The sequence below is a fragment of the Micromonospora sp. CA-263727 genome (genome assembly GCF_050942455.1).
Lineage (GTDB): Bacteria > Actinomycetota > Actinomycetes > Mycobacteriales > Micromonosporaceae > Micromonospora.
Genome location: NZ_CP192031.1, coordinates 4,671,297 through 4,690,550, shown reverse-complemented (window position 1 = coordinate 4,690,550; position 19,254 = coordinate 4,671,297). Strand labels below are relative to the sequence as shown.

The 19,254-nt window shown below is 73.1% G+C and carries 13 protein-coding genes; 9 read left to right on the top strand and 4 right to left on the bottom strand.

The window, feature by feature from the left end; translation table 11 throughout:
- The first annotated feature begins 9 nt into the window (after positions 1-9).
- From ACQPYA_RS20395 to ACQPYA_RS20370, 6 genes are all read left to right on the top strand, one after another.
- The gene (locus ACQPYA_RS20395) at positions 10-2,370 is read left to right on the top strand and encodes a glycosyltransferase family 39 protein (protein ID WP_433528696.1); all 2,361 of its coding nucleotides are present in this window, start codon (positions 10-12) and stop codon (positions 2,368-2,370) included.
- A gap of 2 nt (positions 2,371-2,372) precedes the next feature.
- Entirely contained in the window at positions 2,373-3,596 is a 1,224-nt protein-coding gene (locus tag ACQPYA_RS20390) for a glycosyltransferase (RefSeq protein WP_433528695.1), read from the top strand.
- 233 nt (positions 3,597-3,829) lie between these two features.
- A complete protein-coding gene (locus ACQPYA_RS20385) occupies positions 3,830-3,979 on the top strand; it encodes a hypothetical protein (RefSeq protein WP_433528694.1) in 150 nt (49 codons plus the stop codon).
- Positions 3,980-3,988: 9 nt separating this feature from the next.
- Positions 3,989-5,440, top strand: coding sequence for a class I SAM-dependent methyltransferase (locus ACQPYA_RS20380; RefSeq protein ID WP_433528693.1), 1,452 nt, complete (start codon positions 3,989-3,991; stop codon positions 5,438-5,440).
- 184 nt (positions 5,441-5,624) lie between these two features.
- The gene (locus tag ACQPYA_RS20375; protein ID WP_433533546.1) at positions 5,625-7,643 is read left to right on the top strand and encodes a sulfatase-like hydrolase/transferase; all 2,019 of its coding nucleotides are present in this window, start codon (positions 5,625-5,627) and stop codon (positions 7,641-7,643) included.
- A gap of 358 nt (positions 7,644-8,001) precedes the next feature.
- Positions 8,002-9,285 carry a citrate synthase gene (locus ACQPYA_RS20370; protein ID WP_433528692.1) on the top strand — a complete coding sequence of 428 codons (1,284 nt, stop codon included), beginning with the start codon at positions 8,002-8,004 and terminating at the stop codon, positions 9,283-9,285.
- 209 nt (positions 9,286-9,494) lie between these two features.
- On the opposite strand, the gene ACQPYA_RS20365 is transcribed toward ACQPYA_RS20370, so the two are convergent.
- From ACQPYA_RS20365 to ACQPYA_RS20350, 4 genes are all read right to left on the bottom strand, one after another.
- Positions 9,495-10,181 (bottom strand): fasciclin domain-containing protein, encoded by a 687-nt coding sequence (locus tag ACQPYA_RS20365; protein ID WP_433528691.1) that lies wholly within the window; start codon positions 10,179-10,181, stop codon positions 9,495-9,497.
- Between the two features lie 95 nt (positions 10,182-10,276).
- Positions 10,277-12,400 carry a M14 family zinc carboxypeptidase gene (locus ACQPYA_RS20360; protein ID WP_433528690.1) on the bottom strand — a complete coding sequence of 708 codons (2,124 nt, stop codon included), beginning with the start codon at positions 12,398-12,400 and terminating at the stop codon, positions 10,277-10,279.
- Between the two features lie 125 nt (positions 12,401-12,525).
- On the bottom strand, positions 12,526-13,182 hold the full coding sequence (locus ACQPYA_RS20355; protein WP_433528689.1) for a response regulator transcription factor: 657 nt from the start codon (positions 13,180-13,182) through the stop codon (positions 12,526-12,528).
- A gap of 163 nt (positions 13,183-13,345) precedes the next feature.
- A complete protein-coding gene (locus tag ACQPYA_RS20350; protein WP_433528688.1) occupies positions 13,346-14,749 on the bottom strand; it encodes a glycosyltransferase family 4 protein in 1,404 nt (467 codons plus the stop codon).
- A 297-nt stretch (positions 14,750-15,046) separates the two neighbouring features.
- On the opposite strand from ACQPYA_RS20350, the gene treZ reads away from it, so the two are divergent.
- The 3 genes from treZ (at position 15,047) to ACQPYA_RS20335 (ending at position 19,179) form a co-directional block, all read left to right on the top strand.
- Complete coding sequence (gene treZ, locus ACQPYA_RS20345) at positions 15,047-16,771, top strand: malto-oligosyltrehalose trehalohydrolase (RefSeq protein ID WP_433528687.1); 1,725 nt, start codon at positions 15,047-15,049, stop codon at positions 16,769-16,771.
- Between the two features lie 525 nt (positions 16,772-17,296).
- On the top strand, positions 17,297-18,748 hold the full coding sequence (argG, locus tag ACQPYA_RS20340; protein WP_433528686.1) for an argininosuccinate synthase: 1,452 nt from the start codon (positions 17,297-17,299) through the stop codon (positions 18,746-18,748).
- Between the two features lie 86 nt (positions 18,749-18,834).
- Positions 18,835-19,179, top strand: coding sequence for a hypothetical protein (locus ACQPYA_RS20335; protein ID WP_433528685.1), 345 nt, complete (start codon positions 18,835-18,837; stop codon positions 19,177-19,179).
- Positions 19,180-19,254: the final 75 nt, after the last annotated feature.

The following is a 19,254-nucleotide window of genomic DNA, read 5'->3' as shown; positions in this document are numbered from 1 at the left end:
CTGGACGGCATGGACAGAACAGACATCCGATCGCCCGCGCCCGACGCGCTCCCCGCCGGCACTGCGCTCACCGCCGGCGCCGCGCCGGAGGCGTCCACCGCTCGGCTCGACCTGCCGGAAGAGTTCACCGCCCGCCCCGCGCCCGACGCGCCCGGCGACCCGCCCACGGCAGCCGCCCGGGTCGGTCCGCCCGCGCCCGACCGGCCGGTGGCCGCGCCGCCGCCGGCCGACGCCCCGGTACGACGCCCGGCCTGGGCCCGCCCGGCCCTGGTCGCCCTGCTGCTCGCCACCGGGCTGCTCTACCTGTGGGGGCTGAGCGCCTCGGGCTGGGCCAACTCCTACTACGCCGCCGCCGCGCAGGCCGGCTCGCAGAGCTGGACGGCCTTCTTCTTCGGCTCCTCGGACGCGGCCAACTCGATCACCGTGGACAAGACACCCGCCTCGCTGTGGCTGATGGCGCTCTCCATCCGGCTGTTCGGGCTGAACAGCTGGGCGCTGCTGGTGCCGCAGGCGCTGTGCGGGGTGGCCACCGTCGGCCTGCTGTACGCCACGGTCCGCCGCTGGTACGGCCCGGCCGCCGGCCTGCTCGCCGGGGCGGTGCTCGCCGTGACCCCGGTCGCCACGCTGATGTTCCGGTTCAACAATCCGGACGCCCTGCTGGTGCTGCTCCTGGTCGCCGCCGCGTACGCCACCGTCCGGGCGCTGGAGACGGCGAGCACCCGGTGGCTGATGCTGGCCGGCGCCCTGGTCGGTTTCGGCTTCCTGACCAAGATGCTCCAGGCGTTCCTGGTGCTGCCGGTCTTCGCCGCGGTCTACCTGGTCGCCGCGCCGACCACGCTGGGCCGCCGGATCCGGCAGGTCCTGCTGGCCGGGCTCGCCGTCGTGGTGGCCGCCGGCTGGTGGGTGGCCGCCGTGGAGCTGGTGCCCGCCAGCGCCCGCCCCTACATCGGCGGGTCGCAGTCCAACAGCGTGCTGGAGCTGACCCTCGGCTACAACGGCCTGGGTCGGATCACCGGCAACGAGGTCGGCAGCGTCGGCGGTGGCGGCGGTCCGGGCGGAGGCGGCCCGTTCTCCGGGCAGGCCGGCCTGCTGCGGATGTTCACCGACCGGGTCGGCGGGCAGATCTCCTGGCTGCTGCCGGCCGCGTTGATCCTGCTGGTCGTCGGCCTGGTGCTGGCCGGCCGCGCGGCGCGTACCGACCGGGCCCGGGCCGGGCTGCTGCTCTGGGGCGGCTGGCTGCTGGTCACCGGCGGGATCTTCAGCTACATGTCCGGGATCTTCCACGAGTACTACACGGTGGCCCTGGCGCCGGCGGTCGCCGCGCTGGTCGGCATCGGCGTCACCCTGCTCTGGCGGGCCCGCGGCGCCGCGTCGGGTTGGCGCCGGCTCGCGGCCACGCTGACCCTGGCCGGCGGCGTCGCGGTCACCGCCTGGTGGTCGGCCACGCTGCTCGGGCGTACCCCGGACTGGCAGCCGTGGCTGCGTGCCGCCGTGCTGGTCGGCGGGCTCGTCGCCGCGGTCGCCCTGGTGCTGGCCCACTGGCTGACCCACCGGCTGTCCCGCCTCGCGGTCCTGCCGGTGCTGGTGCTGGCCGGCGCGGCGGTGCTGGCCGGGCCGGCGGCGTACTCCGTGCAGACCGCCGCGACCGCGCAGACCGGCGCCATCCCCACGGCCGGCCCCGAGGTGCGGGGCGGATTCGGCGGCGGTGGCCGGATGGCCGGTGGGCCGGGTGACGGTGGCCGGATGGGCGGTCGGCCGGGCACCGGCGCCGACGGCGGGACCGGCCAGTCCGGCGCCCCGCCCAACTTCCCCGGGTTCCCGGGCGGCAGCGGCCAGCCCGGTGGCACGGACGGCAGCGGCCAGGCGTCGGGACAGACCGGCGCCGGCCAGGGATCGGGCCGGACCGGCAGCGGTCAGGCGTCGGGCCAGCAGGACGACGGCCAGGCTTCCGGGCTCCCCGGCGGCCAGTCGACCGGCGGGAACCGGGGCGGCGGCATGGGCGGGCTGCTCGACGCCCGCGAGCCCGGTGCCGAGCTGCGCGAGCTGCTGACCCGCGACAGCGCGGACTACACCTGGATCGCCGCCACGGTGGGCTCCAACAACGCCGCCGGCTATCAGCTGGCCACCGGCGAGCCGGTGATGGCGGTGGGCGGCTTCAACGGCAGCGACCCGTCGCCCACCCTCGCCCAGTTCCAGCAGCACGTGGCCGAGGGCAAGATCCACTGGTTCGTCGGCGGCGGTGGCTTCCGCGGCACCAACGGCGGCAGCTCCGCCTCGTCGGAGATCGCCGCCTGGGTGGCGGAGAACTTCACGGCGCAGACCGTCGACGGGACCACCGTCTACGACCTGAGCACCGGACAGGAGGGATGACGATGATCGAGTCGAACGAGTCCCGGGTCGCCGTACGGGCCCGTCCCGCCGCGCCGGGCCCGGTGCTGGACATCGTGGTGCCGGTGTACAACGAGGAGGTCGACCTCGGCCCCTGCGTCCGGCGGCTGCACGCCCACCTCGGCGAGCACTTCCCGTACCCGTTCCGGATCACCATCGCCGACAACGCCAGCGTCGACGGCACCCTGGCCGTCGCCGAGGCGCTCGCCGCCGAGCTGCCCGGGGTGGTGGTGCGGCACCTGGACGCCAAGGGCCGTGGCCGGGCGCTGCGGGCCGCCTGGTCGGCCTCGGACGCGCCGGTGCTGGCTTACCTGGACGTGGACCTGTCCACCGACCTCGCCGCGTTGCTGCCGCTGGTCGCGCCGCTCATCTCCGGCCACTCCGACCTGGCCATCGGCACCCGGCTGGCGCGGACCTCCCGGGTGGTGCGCGGGGCCAAACGGGAGGTCATCTCCCGGGCGTACAACCTGTTGCTGCGGGGCGCCCTGGCGGCCCGGTTCTCCGACGCCCAGTGCGGGTTCAAGGCCATCCGCGGCGACGTGGCCCGTGAGCTGCTGCCACTGGTGCAGGACACCGGCTGGTTCTTCGACACCGAGCTGCTGGTGCTCGCACAGCGGGCCGGGCTGCGTATCCACGAGGTGCCGGTCGACTGGATCGACGATCCGGACAGCCGGGTGGACGTGGTGGCCACCGCCCTGGCCGACCTGCGCGGCATCGGCCGCGTCGGCCGGGCGCTGCTCACCGGCGCGCTGCCCCTGGCCGACCTGCGGGCGCAGCTCGGCCGGCCCCCGCTGGCCGCCCCGCCGAATCGGGTGCCCGCCGGGCTGCCCCGGCAACTGGTCCGGTTCGCCGCCGTCGGGGCGGCCAGCACGCTCGCGTACCTGCTGCTCTTCACCGCCACCCGGGGGGCGCTCGGCGCCCAGCCGGCGAACCTGTTGGCGCTGCTGCTCACCGCGATCGGCAACACGGCGGCCAACCGGCGGTTGACCTTCGGCATCACCGGCCGCCGGCACGTCGGCCGGCACCACGTCCAGGGGCTGCTGGCGTTCGGTCTCGGCCTGGCGCTGACCAGCGGTTCGCTGGCCGTGCTGCACGCCGTGACCACCCCGGGCCGGGCGATGGAACTGGTGGTGCTGGTGGCGGCCAACCTCGCCGCCACCGTGCTCCGCTTCGTCCTGCTCCGCCTCGGCATGCACCATCGCCGTTAAGGAAGGGCCCCCTGTTAACGCCTCGTGCATAGCAGGGGGCCCCTATTAACAAAGCTACGTCCGGCCGGTGGCGACCCTCTCGACCGAAACGGACGCCGGCAACTGGGCGTTGTGCCCGACATGACGACGGCGAGCGGCGTACGGTGGCATAAGTCCGGCTACACCGCCTAAATCCGAAATGTGGGTCATTGCGGTGCGTGCCGGTGTCGAGACGGCGAGGGAAGGAGCGGTCGGTGAACCACCTGGCCTACCTGGACGCGGGATCCGGCAGCCTGATCGTGCAGGCGGTGGTCGGCGGGATCGCCGGCGTCGCCGTGGCGGCCAAGCTCTACTGGCGCCGGCTCGTCGACCGGTTCCGCCGCCAGCCCACCGACCAGAGCTGACCCGCCGCGATGGCGATCCCGCACCTCGGCCGGTCGCCACGACCGGCCCCGATCGATGCCGACCTGCGGGCCGAGCCCGGCTCGTTCCGTGACCCGGCCAACCGGGTCTTCCACGCCGGTGACGACGTGCTGCGCGCGCTCGACGAGACGGCCGCCGCGCACTGGCGGGCCCTGGCCGGCAGCGCCTTCTTCCCGCCGCTGCTCGCCGCCGGCAAGGTCTGCGGCACGGAGGAACTGCCGACGGGATCGGCGCCCGCGGCCTGGGCGGCAATGTTGCGGCACGAGCGCATCCCGTTCGTCTCCCACCCGTACGAGTGGTCCTTCGCGATGCTGCGCGACGCCGCGCTGCTGCACCTGGAGATCCTGCGGGCGGCCCTGCCGGCCGGTTTCACCACGAAGGACGGGTCGGCGTACAACCTCCAGTGGCGCGGCGCCGAGCCGGTCTTCATCGACGTGGGCTCCTTCGCCCCGCTACGCGAGGGCGAGCCGTGGGCCGGCTACCGGCAGTTCTGTCAGACCCTGCTCTACCCGCTGCTGCTCGGGGCCCACCTGGGGCTGGACTTCCAGCCCTGGCTGCGGGCCCGGGTCGACGGCATCGAGCCGGATCAGATGGGCCGGCTCTTCCGTGGCGCACGCCGGTTGCTGCCCGGCGTGCTGACCCACGTCCACCTGCACGGCAGCGTGCAACGGCGCAACGCCGGCACCAGCACCGCCGACGTGCGGGCCCAGCTGCGCGCCGCCGGCTACACCCGCGAGCTGGCGCTGGCCACCGTACGCGGGATGGAGAAGCTGGTCCGGCGCCTGGACCACCAACCGCCCGCCAGCCACTGGGTGGACTACCAGCGCACCTGCGGCTACTCCGGCGACGACCGGGCGGGCAAGGAGCGGTTCGTCACCGACGCGCTGACCGGCGTCGGCCGGCGGCGGCTCGTGCTCGACCTGGGTGCCAACGACGGCCGCTACTCCCGGCTCGCCGCCCGGCACGCCGACTACGTCGTCGCGGTGGAGCAGGACCCGGCGGTGGTCGACCGGCTCTACCGTGCGCTGCGCGGCGAGGGCGAGCGGCGGGTGCTGCCGCTGGTGATGGACCTGGCCGACCCGTCGCCGGGGGGTGGTTGGCGCGGAGTCGAGCGGGCCTCGTTCGCTGGCCGGGCCGGCGCGGACGTCGTGCTCGCCCTGGCCCTGGTGCACCATCTGGCGATCGGGCGCAACGTGCCGCTGCCCGAGGTGGTGTCCTGCCTCGCCAGCCTGGCCGCGCCCGGCGGCCGGTTGGTGGTGGAGTTCGTCCACCCCGACGACCCGATGGCCGGCCGGCTGCTGGCCAACAAGCCCGACGGGATCTTCCCCGGCTACCGGCGGGACGCCTTCGAGGCGCTGCTCGCCGCGCGCGGCACGGTCGAGCAACGGCTGGAGCTGCCCTCCGGCACCCGCACTCTCTACCGGGTGGCGCTGGGTGACTGACCAACCCGCCGAGCCTGGATCGGGCGGCCCCGCGGCCGCCAAACCCCCGCCGTCCGCCCCGCCATCGCCGGCCGGCAGGCCACTGTCCGCGCCGCCGCCGTCCGGCCCGCCGTCGTCCGGGTCCGTGGCGTCCGGGTCGGCGGCACCCGGGGCGGCCGAGGGTCGCCCGGTTCGCCGCTGGTCGGTGGCCGTGGCGGCGGTGCGCGCCCGAACGTGGGGGTGGGGCGGCTGGCGGGCCGAGGCGGGGCGGCTGCTGGAGATCGCGGCGCTGGTCGGGCTGGTGATCACCCAGCCGCTGCTGGACGTCCTCGGTCGTAGCCCGGACTTCTTCCTCTTCCATCGGGCCGACCGGCGGGAGATCCTGCTGCTGGTGGCGCTGGTCGCGGTGGTGCCGACGGTGGCGCTCGGGCTGGTTGGCCTGGTCGCCGGGCTGGCCGGGCGGGCCGTCCGGGCGGGGACGCACACGCTGCTGGTGGGGCTGCTGGTGGCCGCGCTCGCGGTGCAGGTCGGTCGGCATGTCACGGCGCTGCGGGGCGTACCGCTGCTGGTGGCGGCGACGGCGGTCGGCGCCGCCGGGGTGTTCGTCCACCGGCGATGGCGGGTGCCCGGCCGGGTGCTGCGACTGGCCGGCGTCGGGCCGTTGGTCTTCGTCGGGCTGTTCCTCTTCGCCTCGCCGACCGGGCCGGTCGTGCTGCCGCGTGGCGAGGGCGGGGTGGCCGGCACGGCCACCGGCAACCTGCACCCGCCGGTGGTCATGCTGATCCTCGACGAACTGCCCCTGGTCTCCCTGCTCGGCCCGGACGGCGGCATCGACGCCGCCCGGTTCCCGCACTTCGCCGAGCTGGCCGCCGGCTCGACCTGGTACCGCAACGCCACCGGGGTGAGCGGCTGGACGCCGTACGCGCTGCCGGCGATGCTGACCGGCCGTTACCCGGCCGAGGGGGTCGCCCCGCACTACTCGCACTACCCGGACAACCTCTTCACCGCCTTCGGTGGCCTGTACGACATCCGCGCCGAGGAGAGCATCACCCGGCTCTGCCCGCCCAGCCGTTGCGAGCAGCCGGTCACCCCCGAACAGGGGCTCGGCGTGCTGCTCCGCGAGACGGGCAAGCTGGCACGTCAGGTGACCGCGCCGAACGACAGCCGGGTCGACCCGGAGGACTCCTACCGGGAACGCACCGCAGAGGAGGCGGGCATCGACGCCGCCGAGCCGGTGCCGGACGACCCGAAGTTCCGCTGGGACAGCCTCAACGTCAACCAGCCGGCCCGGTTCACCAGCTTCCTGCGTGGCCTGACGCCCTCGCCCCGGCCGACGCTGCACTTCCTGCACCTGCTGATGCCGCACTCGCCGTGGGCGTACCTGCCCTCGGGGGCGCGCTACGAGGCGCCCGAGGACTTTCCCAACGAGGGCGACGGGTGGGTGGAACTGGCCCGCGCACGCCACCTGGCGCAGCTCGGCTACACCGACCGGCTGATCGGCGAGACGCTGCGGACGCTGCGCGAGTCCGGCCTGTGGGACCAGGCGCTGGTGGTGGTCACCGCCGATCACGGGGTCAGCTTCACCAAGGGCGCGCAGGGGCGGGGGATGGATGCCATCCGGGCCGCCGCGGACGAGGTGGCCTGGGTGCCGATGTTCGTCAAGACGCCAGGTCAGCGCGGCGGGCGGGTGGACGACCGCAACTGGGAACACGTCGACCTGCTGCCGACCGTCGCCGACGAGGCGGCCATCCGGCTGCCCTGGCGGGTCGACGGCCGCTCCGCCCGCGAGGCTCCGCGTACCGATCCGGGCAAGGTCTTCTACGACCGCCCGGCGCAACCGACGCCGATCACCGGCGGGGTGCCCGCCGCGTCGCCACCGCCCGCGCCGCATCCGCTGGTGGGCACCGCCGTGGGCGCCGCGCCGGACGGCGGCAGTGCCCACGTCGGCGGGCTGGACGCCTTCCGCGCCGTGGACCCGGACGAGGGGCGGCTACCGGCAATGATCTGGGGCACCGTGCCCGATCGGGTCCCGGACGGTACGTCTCTGGCGGTGGCCGTCAACGGCACCGTCGCGGCCGTGGTGCCGGTGGTCGCCCCGGACCCGGGCGGGCGTCGCTTCGCCGCGCTGCTCGCCGACGATCGACTCTTCCACCCGGGCAGCAACCGGCTCGACCTGTACCTGGTCGACACCGCTGGCGGCCTGCGCCACCTCACCCTCTCCTGACCCCCCGCCCGGCACCGTCCCGAGCCGGCCCTCCTGAGCCCGCCCGGCGCGGTCCTGCGGAGGCCCCTCTGAGCCCGCCCGGCGTGGTCCTGCCGAGGCCGTCCCGCGCCGTCCCGGGCCGCCCTGCCGAGCCGGCTTCCTGAGTTGCCGCACAGTCTTGTCCGCTCGCGTGCTTCCACCCTCCGTGCGCCCTGCCGTCACTGTCTGCCCTGGTCGTCGGGGTTTCCCAGCTCTGCGGTCGGGAATCGGGTGACGCAGACCTCACCGCCGAACCACGGCGGGCGGTGTTGCCGCAACCGCAATTACGGTAGAAGCGAAGGCAATTCAACGTAGATCTGCCGGCGAAGTGAGGAACCACATGACGGAAGTCAAGCTCGATCACTCCGGCGGGCAGCTGTCGATGCCGGTGCATCCCGCGGTCGAAGGCCCCGCCGGCATCGGTGTGGGCAAGCTGCTGAAGGAAACCGGGATGACAACGTACGACCCCGGGTTCGTCAACACCGCCGCCTGTTCGTCCGCGATCACCTACATCGACGGCGACGCGGGTATCCTCCGCTACCGCGGCTACCCGATCGAGCAACTGGCCGAGAAGAGCTCCTTCCTGGAGGTCTCCTACCTGTTGATCTACGGTGAGCTGCCGACCAGCGAACAGCTGACCGAGTTCACCGAGCGGGTCGGCCGGCACTCGCTGCTGCACGAGGAGATGCGCCGGTTCTTCGACGGCTTCCCCCGGGACGCGCACCCGATGGCCGTGCTCTCCTCCGCGGTCAGCGCCATCTCCACCTTCTACCAGGACAGCCTGGACCCGTTCGACGCCGAGCACGTGGAGATGTCCACGTTCCGGCTGATGGCGAAGGTCCCCACCATCGCCTCGTACGCGTACAAGAAGTCCATCGGGCAGCCGCTGCTCTACCCGGACAACTCGCTGGCGTACGTGGAGAACTTCCTGCGGATGACGTTCGGCGTGCCGGCGGAGCCGTACGAGGTCGACCCGGTGATGGCCCGGGTGCTGGACATGCTCTTCGTCCTGCACGCCGACCACGAGCAGAACTGCTCCACCTCGACCGTGCGGCTGGTCGGCTCCAGCAACGCCAACCTCTTCGCCTCGGTCTCCGCCGGCGTCAACGCCCTGTTCGGGCCGCTGCACGGCGGTGCCAACCAGGCGGTGCTGGAGATGCTGGAGCGGATCCAGGCCGACGGCGGCGACGTGCAGTCCTTCGTCCGCAAGGTCAAGGACAAGCAGGACGGCGTCAAGCTGATGGGCTTCGGCCACCGGGTCTACAAGAACTACGACCCGCGGGCCGCGATCGTGAAGAACGCTGCGCAGGACGTGCTCGGCCGGATGGCCAAGCCGGACCCGCTGCTGGACATCGCGATGCAGCTGGAGGAGATCGCCCTCGCCGACGACTTCTTCGTCTCCCGGCGGCTCTACCCGAACGTGGACTTCTACACCGGCCTGATCTACAAGGCCATGGGCTTCCCGACGAAGATGTTCACGGTGCTGTTCGCCCTGGGCCGGCTGCCGGGCTGGATCGCGCAGTGGCGCGAGATGATCAACGACCCGGAGACCAAGATCGGCCGTCCGCGGCAGGTCTACACCGGCGCCGCCGAACGCGACTACCTACCCTTCGACAAGCGCTGAGCAGGTAAGGAGGGGCCCCTTCCTAACGCCTCCGGTAGAGGAAGGGGCCCCTGTTAACGCGACGCAACGCGACGCAGCAGCGCAGCGCGAGGCGGCAGCGCGAGGCGGCGCGACGCGAGGCAGCGCGAAGATGACGCGAGGACGGCCGCCGCCCCCTGCGGGGGGCGGCGGCCGTCGGTGTCCGCGGGGAGGGGGTTGCCCCGCGGCGGCTACGAGTGGTGGTCGTCCTCCTCGTCGCCCGCGGTGGTGGGCAGGGAGCCGAGCACCTGGTTGATGACGTGGATCCGGGCGTTGGACACCTGGTAGTCGGCGCACACCGTGTCGGCCCGGTCGTCGACCCGGGCGCTGCGCCCGGAGCCGGTGACGGTGAGGCGGGTGCCGGCGAGGGTGGTCACGGTGCCGCTGGTGATCAGCTCGGCGACCGGCAGCGACCCGGTGACCACGTGGTCGCGCAGCAGACCGCGCAGCGTGTCGGTCTCCTTGAGCAGCAGCTCGTCGAGGTTCGTCCGGGAGAACTTGGCCGCGAACGCGTCGTCGGTCGGGGCCAGGATGGTGACGCCTGCCGTGCCGGTCAGCTCGGTGGCCAGGCCGGTGGCCCGTACCGCCGCCTCGAAGGTGGTGAGCACGGGAATCCACTGGAGGGCCTGGTCGGCGGGCTGGCTGGCGAGCGAGGTCGGGTTGCCCGGCTCGTCACCGGCGGGCAGTTGGTCGCAGAGCGGCCCGGTCACGGTGACCGCGACCGGCGTGGTGGCGTCCGGCGCGGCGGATCCGTGGCCGTCCGCGCCGGTGCAGCCGGTGACCGCGACGAGCAGGGTCAGGGCCGCCCCGACGAGCGGGATGGCGCGCCGAGTGCCCCGGGTTGCCGGCGTCGCGGCCCGGGAGAGGGTGTCGGTCACGGTGTTCTCCACTCCACTGGCGGTACGAGGGGTGCCGGCAGGCCGGGCGCGGAACCGGCCTGCCGGCACGAAGGGGGACGAGGAGGTTCAGCCGGTCACAGGCGTGCGCACTGGCTGAACTTCGGACCGTTGACCGAGTTGGCCACCTCCAGGTTGACCGGCGGGCGGGTGTTGCCGGTGCAGCTGAGCGGGCCGTTGACGGTGTTGCCGGCGACCAGCGGCGCGACGCCGGTGTTGTTGACCACGTTGACCGGGCCGTTGGTCTTGTTGTCGACCAGGACCACCGGGCCGCGGACGCCGGTGGCGTTCACCGGGCCGTGCACGGTGCTGGCGGTCAGCACGAACCCGGCCGCCCCGCTGGCCTCCACCGGGCCGTTGATCGAGCTGCCGTTGATGATCAGCGTGGCGCCCGGCCTGACCACGATCGGGCCCCGGACGGTGGCGCCGGCGAGGCAGGCCACTCCGGAGACCGTCAGCGGGCCGTTGTGGGTGCCGGTCAGCGTGGGCGCGATCCGCTCGCCGTCGACCAGGCCCTCGGCGGCCTGACCGTCGAGCAGCAGCGGCACCAGACCCCGCTCCGGCTGGGACAGCGGGACGAGGTAGCCGTCGGCGACCTTGATCACCTTCCAGCCGTGGGCGGCGAGCCGCTGGGCCACGGTGGTCTGCCGGCCGGCCGGGCCGTCGGTACGGGCACCGTTGTACTGCGCCTCGGTGAGCTTGTAGGCGCAGGGCGGCTGGTTCAGGATCTGGTCCGCGCCCGGGGCGTCGACCGGCGGCGGGGTGTCGCCCGGGTGCGGGGCGGGGTGCGCCGGGATCGGCCGGGAGCCCCGGAAGACGATCCGTCCGGTGTTCGCGGACTGGAACCTGATCGCCTCGGCCCGGGCCCGGGTGATGTCGGTGACGCTGTTGCCGTGGTACGTGAAGAACTGGTTGAACGTCCACAGCGCCGAGTACGTCTTGCGCCGGCGGTTGTTGGCGGTGTTGCTCTCGTCCGGCCGGGTCGGGCCGCCCGAGCTGCGCAGCTCCAGCAGCGAGTTGACCACGTTCTTCAGGCCGAGGGTGTTGCGCAGGATGGTCTCCTCGCCCAGGCCGACGGAGGCGCCGGTGCACCCGTACGGGCAGGCCCACCAGCCGTCCCTGGCGCCCTGGGTGTACATGTGGCCCTCGATCATGTTCTGCGACTCGTCGAAGATCCCCTGTGCCACGTTCTGGTGCCGCGGCGGCAGCATCGGCAGGTCACCGGTGTTGGCGTTGCCGTACTCGTGGCCGTCGTAGCTGGCGATCGGCCGGTAGTCGCGGATCATCTCCACGAAGGCATGGGTCTCCGGCTGGCGGATCAGCGAGTAGTCCCGGTTCAGGTCCTGACCGGTGGAGTTGCCCCGGCTGTTGGCCGCCCGGCCGTCCCCGTTGATGGTCGGCAGGATCAGCATGGTGGTCTTCGACAGCCGGTCGAGGGTGGCGGCGTCGTCGGTGAAGGCCAGCTGCCGGGCCATGATGAAGCAGGCCTCGCGGTCACCGGGCTCGTTGCCGTGCACGTTGCAGTTGACCAGCAGCGGGTTCGTCGCGGCCACCGCCTCCGGGGTCGCCGGCGGGGTGGGGTAGCCGATGACGAACATGTTGATCGGCCGGTTGTTGATGGTCCGGCCGATCTCCACCACCCGTACCCGCTCGCTCAGCTCGTCGATCGCCGCGGTGTAGGCGTACTCGTTGACGTCGCTGGTGTACTGCGCGCCGAGGGTCTCCTCCCACTGGGTGCGCAGGTTCTGCCCCGGGATGGTCAGGTTGCCCCAGTGCGCGTTGGTGGTGCCGCTGACCGGGGCCGAGTACGGCTGCGCGGCGGTGCCGAGGCGGGCGCGGACCCGCCACTGGAACCGGTTTCCGGGGGCGAAGCCGGCGTCGGCGAAGGTCGGCTCGGTGTTGTTGACCTGACGGTTGGGCCGCCACACACCGACGATCACCGAGGCGCCGGTGGCCGTGCCGTCCTCGGCGACCGGGGTCCGCTCGATCTGGTAGTCGGTGGCCCCGTCGACCGGGGTCCAGGCCAGGGTCGCGTACCCGTCGGCCTGGTCGACCGTCAGGTCCTGGACCTGGTTCGGCTCCGCCAGCAGCTGGGCCATGGCGGCCGTCTGACCGTGCGCCTGTGCGGGCATCGAGGTCGCCGCGAGGATGGCGGCGAGCAGAGTGGAGAAGACACCGGCCGTTGTCCGTCTGTATCTCAAAGGGATCTCCAAACAGGAGGGATGGCTGGGGTAACGACCAGCACACCCTCAGTCGGCCGGCGGCGGGGCTGCGAGCTGGGATTCTTGAGGATCATCTGAGGTTGCCGCCGCGGCCAGGTCGATGCTCAGCCGGCCCGCAGCCGGTAGCCGACGCCGCGTACGGTCTCCACCAGGCCGGCGTCGTCCAGCTTGCTGCGCAACGCCGCGACGTGGACGTCGAGGTTGTGCCGGGTGGCCCAGGTGGTCTGCCAGACCTCCAGTTGCAGCCGGTCCCGGGGTACCACCGTGCCCGCCTGCCGGGCCAGCGCCACCAGCAGGTCGAATTCCTTGCGGGACAGGCCGACCTCCCGGTCGGCGACCCAGGCCCGCCGGGCGTCCACGTCGATGCGCAGGGCGCCGACCTGCATCGCGGTCGCGGTCCGGGCGCTCCGGGCGGTACGGCGCATCACCGCCTCGATGCGCGCCTGCAACTCGACCATCGAGAACGGCTTGACCACGTAGTCGTCGGCGCCGGCCCGCAGCCCGGCCACCCGGTCCTGTTCCTCGTCGCGGGCGGTCACCGCGATGATGGCGACCGCCTCGTCGTGCTGGCGGATCCGCCGGCACACCTCCAGCCCGTCGCGGTCGGGCAGGTTCATGTCCAGCAGGATGAGGTCGACCGGCTCCGCCTCGACCGCCTCCGCGGCCGTCACCGCCTGCACCACCTCGTGCCCCCGCCGCCGCAGCGCCGAGGCGAGGCCCGCCGAGACGCGCAGGTCGTCTTCCACCAGGAGCACCCGCACCCCGCACCCTCCTCGACATCGCCCCCGCTGGATGCTGCGAGTCTGTCGGATGTCAAGTAGTGGTGAACAGTGTGGATACAAGATCGTAACGGCAGAATGATCTGCCCGAACGGGCCTGTCCCCGCCGGTCGACCCCGGCCCTGCGACGCCGGTGGCGGTCGGGTCAGCGCAGGCCGGCGGCGGCGAGCAGGTTGCCCTCCGCAGTCACGGCCCGCGGACGGCCGTGGGCCATCTGCGCCGCGGCGCGTTCGGCGGTGAAGCGGGGGGCCTGGGCGATCGCCGAGGCGTACGTCGCCGCGGTGCGGCTGGCGATGGCCGCCCAGCCGTACTGCTCGTGCACCATGGCGCGGGCGCGACGGGCCAGCACGCGGGCCCGGTCGGTGTCGGAGAGCAGCGCGTCCACCGCGTCGGTCAGCGCGTCCGGGTCGTGCGGGCGGAACGTCATCCCGGTGACGCCCGGCTCGACGATCTCGGCGAGGCCGCCGGTCTCGGCGACCGCGAGCGGAGCGCCGGCGGCGGCGCCCTCCAGGGCCACCATGCCGAACGGCTCGTAGATGCTGGGCACCGCGAAGCAGTCCGAGGCGGCCATCACCGCGGGCAGGTCCGTCCCGCCGAGGAAGCCGGGCAGGCTGACCGTGCCGGCCAGGCCGAGCCGGTGCACGTCGGCCTCCAGTTCGGCCCGGTACGGGCCGTCGCCGACGATCACCGCGCGCAGCCCCGGGTGCCGCTCGCGCAGCCGGGGCAGCCCGGCGAGCAGGTGCTGCACGCCCTTCTCGTACACCAGGCGGCCGGCGAAGGTGACCAGCGGGCCGTCCCCGGCGAACCGGGCGCGGGCCTGGGCCACCGCGCTGGCCGGCACCCGCCAGCGGTGCGGCTCCACCCCGTTGGGCACCACGTCGACCCGGCCGGCCGGCACGCCGAACAGCCCGGTCACCTCGTCGCGCATGTAGCCGGAGCAGACCACGACCCGGGTCGACTCGGTGCCGAGCCACTGCTCCACACCGTGGATGGTGCGGTTCAGCTCGCCGGGCAGCCAGCCCTGGTGCCGGCCGGCCTCGGTGGCGTGGATGGTGCTGACCAGCGGCAGGTCGAGGTGGTCGCGCAGGGTCATCGCGGCGTGCGCGACCAGCCAGTCGTGGGCGTGGATCACGTCGTACCCGCCGGTGGTGGCGGCGCGCAGGGCGGCCCGGGTCAGCGTGTGGTTGAACGCCATCGTCCAGGCCAGCAGGCTCTCGGTGGCCAACGGGAAAGTCACCGGATCCTCGGCGGCCCGCACCACGCGCACCCCGTCGACGTACTCCTCCAGCGGCGCGCCCTCGGCGTGCCGGGTGATGACGGTGACCTCGTGGCCGGCGGCGGCCAGGGCCACCGACAGGGCGTGCACGTGCCGGCCCAGGCCGCCCACGAGCACCGGCGGGTACTCCCAGGACAGCATCAGGATGCGGTGGCTGCGCTGCGGGCCGGCCGGGCCGGGCTGCGCCGGGATCTGGGGGCGCGAGGTGAGGGTGGGTCGGTGGACGCGGTCCGTGGCGGTGGCGGGACGCCCGCCGACCCGCAGGGTGGTCACATCAATCTCCGTCCGTGCAGGAGGGATCGCGCCGGCGTCGGTGGCGGCGGGGAGGAGGAGTGTCGGGGGTTGGACACGCGAACACGGTCCGCCATCCAGGAAACTCCATAACGGCCGATCCCGCACCTTGACAACGGTCACAGTGACCGACGACACCGCCCGGCCAACTTACCGTCACAGAGTCGTCGTGCCTGTTCATCGGCCGGGTCTACAGTGACAGAGAGGTCCGCCGGGCCGGCCTGCCGGCCGGTTGCCCGTCGCGCTGCTCGCCCCCACACACCCGACCCGGGAGGCGTCATGACCGAGTTCACGGTCTGGGCACCGGAGGCGTCGCGGGTGCGGCTGCGCCTGTCGGGCGCCGCCGACCACGAGATGCGACCCGGGCGGGGCGGCTGGTGGCGGGTCGAGGTGCCCGGCCCGGTCGCCGACTACGCCTTCCTGCTCAACGACGACAACCGGGCGCTGCCCGACCCGCGGTCGAGGTGGCAGCCCGCCGGCGTGCACGGCCCGAGCCGCCGTTACGACCACGCGGTCTTCCCCTGGACCGACGGCTCCTGGACCGGCCGGCAACTGCCCGGCAGCATCCTCTACGAGCTGCACGTCGGCACCTTCACCCCGGAAGGCACCTTCGACGCGGCGATCGGCCGGCTCGACCACCTGATCGACCTCGGCGTCGACATGATCGAACTGCTCCCGGTCAACGCCTTCAACGGCGACCACAACTGGGGGTACGACGGCGTCTGCTGGTTTGCCCCGCACGAGCCCTACGGCGGGCCGGACGGCCTGAAACGGCTGGTCGACGCCGCCCACGCCAGAGGGTTGGGGGTGATCCTCGACGTCGTCTACCACCATTTCGGGCCGGTCGGGGCGTACCCGCCGCTCTTCGCCCCCTACCTCGGCGGGCGGGACAGCCCCGGGGGCCGGGCGGTCAACCTGGACGGCCCGCACTCCGACGGGGTGCGCCGCTTCATCATCGACAGCGTGCTGATGTGGCTGCGCGACTACCACGTCGACGGCCTGCGCCTGGACGCCGTACACGCCATGCCCGACTCCCGCGCGGTGCACCTGCTGGAGGAGATCGCCATCGAGGTCGAGTCGCTCTCCGTGCACCTGGGCCGCCCGCTGTCGCTGATCGCCGAGTCCGACCTCAACGACCCGCGGCTGATCACCCCTCGGGAAGCCGGCGGCTACGGCCTGCAGGCCCAGTGGAACGACGACGCCCACCACGCCCTGCACACCCTGCTCACCGGCGAACGGCACGGCTACTACGGCGACTTCGGCTCGCTGGAATGCCTGGCCGAGGTGCTGTCCGGCGCGTTCTTCCACACCGGCACCTGGTCCAGCTTCCGCCACCGCCAACACGGCCGCCCGGTCGACCCGCGCACCCCCGGCCACCGCTTCGTGGCGTACCTGCAGAACCATGACCAGGTCGGCAACCGCGCCACCGGCGACCGCCTCTCCGCCACCGTCTCCGCGTCGATGCTGCGGGTCGGCGTCACCCTGCTGATGACCGCGCCCTTCACGCCGATGCTCTTCATGGGGGAGGAGTGGGCCGCCTCCACCCCCTGGCAGTTCTTCACCAGCCACCCCGAGCCGGAGCTGGCCACCGCCGTGGCCACCGGCCGCCGCCGCGAGTCCGCCACGCACGGCTGGCCGGCGGACTCGGCGCCCGACCCGCAGGACCGGCAGGCGTTCGTCCGCTCGCGGCTCGACTGGGCCGAGCTGGACAAACCCGAACACCGCGCGATGTACGGCTTCTACCGCCGGTTGATCGCGCTGCGCAGGTCGCGGCCGGAGCTGTCGGATCCACACCTGTTCGCCATCGAGGTACGCCACGGAGACCGCTTCCTCGTCATGCGGCGCGGCGGGTGCCTGGTGGCGGCCAACCTCGCCGACAAGCCGCAGCGGATCACCCTGCCGGGGGTGGCCCGGCGGGTGCTGCTGGCCACGGGTGAGGGCGTCACCGTCCAACGCGACCGCATCGAGCTGCCGGCGGAGACCGCGGCGATCGTGGCACTCTGAGGCGAGGTTGAACCGGACGGCAACCGGGCCCGTCAGGTTGGTGCCGCCGTCTACCCCGGAGTGCTGCCATGTCAACGAGCTCTGCGCGACCGTCCCCGTCCCTGATCTACCAGCCGGTCACACACGACGCCGCCCTGCATCAGATGAAGCACATGGTCACCGAGGCGCTCACGAAGGAGTGGCGGAATCCCTTCGCGAAGTCCGCTCGTCTGCGATCCACGCGTTTCGAGGATTTCCCGCAGCGTCGGCCGTCGACTTCGCTGGGCGTGCCGGGACCGTACGCCGTCCCGGCGGTCCCCCGGCGTCGCGCGAGGTGATGTCCTCGCCCGGCGACGGAGGCGGAGCCGGGCGGGCACTCGCGGACCGCGTGGAGCACCGCTCCGGTCGGCTCAATCCACCTCCAGCAGCCCCCGCCCCCAACACGGGCTGTTAAGAAGGGACCCTTCCTATGCACGAGGCGTTAATAGGGGGCCCTTCCTTGCATCTGGTTTGCATGGGCATGCGGTGTGGTGCATACTTTTCCTCGTGTCCAAGGTTCTTACCTCCCTGCCCACCGGTGAACGTGTCGGCATCGCCTTCTCCGGCGGCCTCGACACCTCGGTCGCGGTCGCGTGGATGCGCGACAAGGGCGCGGTGCCCTGCGCCTACACCGCCGACATCGGCCAGTACGACGAGCCCGACATCGACTCGGTGCCCGGTCGCGCGCTCAGCTACGGCGCCGAGGTCGCCCGGCTGGTCGACTGCCGCGCCGCCCTGGTCGAGGAGGGCCTGGCGGCGCTGACCTGCGGCGCCTTCCACATCCGCTCGGGCGGGCGGGCGTACTTCAACACCACGCCGTTGGGGCGCGCGGTCACCGGGACGCTGCTGGTGCGCGCGATGATCTCCGACGACGTGCAGATCTGGGGCGACGGCTCGACCTTCAAGGGCAACGACATCGAGCGGTTCTACCGGTACGGGCTGCTGGCCAACCCGCAGCTGCGGATCTACAAGCCGTGGCTCGACACCGACTTCGTCACCGAGCTGGGTGGGCGCAAGGAGATGTCGGAGTGGCTGCTCGAACGCGGCCTGCCGTACCGGGACAGCACCGAGAAGGCGTACTCGACCGACGCCAACATCTGGGGCGCCACGCACGAGGCGAAGACCCTCGAACACCTGGACACCGGCATCGAGACGGTCAGCCCGATCATGGGAGTCCGGTTCTGGGACCTGTCGGTGGAGATCCCCACCGAGGATGTCACGGTCGGCTTCGACCAGGGCCGCCCGGTGACGATCAACGGCAAGGAGTTCGCCAGCGCGGTCGACCTGGTGCTGGAGGCCAACGCCATCGGCGGCCGGCACGGCCTGGGCATGTCGGACCAGATCGAGAACCGGATCATCGAGGCCAAGAGCCGGGGCATCTACGAGGCGCCCGGCATGGCCCTGCTGCACGCCGCGTACGAGCGGCTGGTCAACGCGATCCACAACGAGGACACCCTGGCGAACTACCACAGCGAGGGCCGCCGTCTCGGCCGGCTGATGTACGAGGGGCGCTGGCTGGACCCGCAGGCGTTGATGCTGCGCGAGTCGCTGCAACGCTGGGTCGGCACCGCGGTCACCGGCGAGGTGACGCTGCGGCTGCGCCGGGGCGAGGACTACTCGATCCTGGACACCACCGGCCCGGCCTTCAGCTACCACCCGGACAAGCTGTCGATGGAGCGCACCCAGGACTCGGCGTTCGGCCCGGCGGACCGGATCGGCCAGCTGACCATGCGCAACCTGGACATCGCCGACTCGCGGGCGAAGCTGGAGCAGTACGCCAACCTCGGCCTGGTCGGCGGCGCGGCCCCGCAGCGGATGATCGGTGCCGCGCAGGCGGCCTCGACCGGGCTGATCGGCGCGATGCCGCAGGGCGGCGCGGAAGCCATCGCCTCCCGGGGCGTCTCCTCGGCGGAGGACGAGGCGCTCGACCGCGCCGCGATGGAGTTCGGCGTCGACTGATCCGTGTGCCGGGAGAGGTCGCTACCGGCTCGGCCACGTCGTGGTGCCCGGCGGCCCGCCCGGAGCCGACCAATACACTTACCGGCATGAGTGAGTCTGCCGAAGTTCGGGCGCCCGCGCGCGCCGGCTCGTGGCTCGGGGCCGTGGCGGCCACCGGCGTCGCGGCGGCGGCGTGGGCGGGCTACTGGTGGTTGGCCGTGCCGCGCCACGACTTCTGTGCGGCGGTGCTGCCCGCGCCGGCCGGCTGCCGGATCGCCGATCGGGTGTCCACCGCGACACTCTGGACGGCGGTCGTCGGGGTGCTCTGGTTGGCGACCGTCGCCCTCGTCGTGGCCCGCCCGCGCGGTCGCTGGTGGCCATTCGGCGTGGGGATGGCGGTGCTGGTCATCGTGGCGCTGGCGGGCTACCGGGCCGTGCTGTACCGGATCTGACGGTCGGCCCGTACGGCCGGCGGGCCGCGCCGACAGCCGGCGGGCCGGCGCCCGATGGACGTCCGGCCCGCCTTG

Coding starts and splice junctions, on each gene's coding strand:
- ACQPYA_RS20395 (WP_433528696.1), top strand. CDS start 10: ATGGACAGAACAGACATCCGATCGCCCGCGCCCGACGCGCTCCCCGCC.
- ACQPYA_RS20390 (WP_433528695.1), top strand. CDS start 2,373: ATGATCGAGTCGAACGAGTCCCGGGTCGCCGTACGGGCCCGTCCCGCC.
- ACQPYA_RS20380 (WP_433528693.1), top strand. CDS start 3,989: ATGGCGATCCCGCACCTCGGCCGGTCGCCACGACCGGCCCCGATCGAT.
- ACQPYA_RS20370 (WP_433528692.1), top strand. CDS start 8,002: ATGACGGAAGTCAAGCTCGATCACTCCGGCGGGCAGCTGTCGATGCCG.
- treZ (WP_433528687.1), top strand. CDS start 15,047: ATGACCGAGTTCACGGTCTGGGCACCGGAGGCGTCGCGGGTGCGGCTG.
- ACQPYA_RS20335 (WP_433528685.1), top strand. CDS start 18,835: ATGAGTGAGTCTGCCGAAGTTCGGGCGCCCGCGCGCGCCGGCTCGTGG.